The sequence below is a fragment of the Neisseria sp. P0019.S003 genome, from assembly GCF_051957115.1.
In the GTDB taxonomy this organism is placed as follows: Bacteria; Pseudomonadota; Gammaproteobacteria; order Burkholderiales; family Neisseriaceae; genus Neisseria; species Neisseria flavescens_D.
Genome location: NZ_JBQCWT010000068.1, coordinates 1 through 466, shown reverse-complemented (window position 1 = coordinate 466; position 466 = coordinate 1). Strand labels below are relative to the sequence as shown.

At 45.1% G+C, this 466-nt stretch carries 1 pseudogene; it reads right to left on the bottom strand.

Features of this window, described 5'->3' with window-relative positions:
• Nucleotides 1–210 (bottom strand): annotated as a pseudogene (locus ACTHTS_RS11115) (DUF2061 domain-containing protein); the annotation flags it as partial.
• Nucleotides 211–466 lie beyond the last annotated feature (256 nt).

Here is a 466-nt window from a genome sequence, read left to right as displayed (position 1 = left end):
CAATAGTGCAGCGGCGTAGTCCATTCTTGTTTCACGGTTTTATTTTTCGTAGCGTCGCCATGCCTGTTCGTGGAAATAGAAAACGACGGTGTTGGCAAGTGGCTCGACCAGCGCGACTGCGCTTGAGATGCCGATGCTGCCGGTCAAAATATAGGCAACGCCGAACGCGGTGGCGAAATGTAAAATGGCAAAGGTCATGGTTTTAATCATGATGGTTTCCTGATATGGTGATGTCTGTATGATTCGGATAATAACCATTCTCAACTACGCCGTATCTTTTGAATATTTCATTCAAAATTAGTTTATTTAAATCATTATTTTATTTTTGATAGGTGAAATATGAATCCACTGTGCATTGCCGTTCTCGACCGCGACACGCTTGCCGACCGTCCGTTTGACTTTGATTTTCCGCATACTTTAAGCAGCTATGGTTCGACTGAGGCGCATCAGACCGCCGAGCGCATAC